Annotated in this window: 1 protein-coding gene; it reads right to left on the bottom strand. The window is 52.5% G+C overall.

Annotated features, from left to right (window positions below; all coding sequences use genetic code 11):
• Window positions 1-12: 12 nt before the first annotated feature.
• Window positions 13-825, bottom strand: an 813-nt coding sequence (locus tag M3089_RS15725) for a leucine-rich repeat domain-containing protein (protein WP_249085258.1), incomplete at its 5' end; no start/stop codon positions are given.

The following is an 825-nucleotide window of genomic DNA, read 5'->3' as shown; positions in this document are numbered from 1 at the left end:
GTAAACAGTCGATCAACGACTTAGTTTCACCACTTGCCCCGTTCCGTCATCAAAGTATATGCGCACGAGCATATACGGGCCAGGGATTTCGCTCTTTGCGATGGCAACGGTGCCTGACATCACGGGCACGTCTCTCAGCATTTGCCCGCCCACGCTGTAGCACACGACGCGGGAGATGGGCTTGACAGATTGGAGGGTGTATGCCTCGCCGCCGTCAGCCACGTCAATGCCTTCCGCCGCGTCGCTTGCAACACGGTCTATATCCAGCACATAGTCAAGTGAACTCAGACAGAGATCTTTCCACCCCTCGGTCTGCCTATATAGCTCCATGCTCTCCTCTGGCACAAATATCAGGTCTATACCACTATCATCATATTTATCAAACACACCCCTCCCAAGCCTCGGCGGCGTGGTCGATGCAAAACCCAGTACTGGGTCGGGATGGTCATGCCTGCCGGTAATATAAAGCATGGTGACATCGGCAAAGGCCCTGTCGCCTATGGAGTCAACAGAAGCCGGAAGAATGAACACACCACCAATTCCACAGCACTCAAACGCATTAGACCAAATGGTGCGTACACCGTATGGCGGTGCATCATCCAGATATTTTGCATCGGCAAAATAAAGCACCGAGCCATCTGTCGAATACATATAGTTCCTTGTCATCTTATATGCCACGTTGTCTGCCGACGGCTCTATACGGCTCCGGCTTCCCAATGGCTCCCCATACACATACTTACCCAGCGTGGGGAACGGGCCGGTAAGTTCAAATACGATGCTCGCGTCTCCCATATTTAATGAATAGTCAGCCAGGTGCCTCAATGC

It is taken from the genome of Marseilla massiliensis, assembly GCF_023336985.1.
In the GTDB taxonomy this organism is placed as follows: Bacteria; Bacteroidota; Bacteroidia; order Bacteroidales; family Bacteroidaceae; genus Prevotella; species Prevotella intestinigallinarum.
The sequence above is the reverse complement of the archived record's forward strand: the minus strand, read 5'-3'. Positions and strand labels throughout refer to the sequence as shown.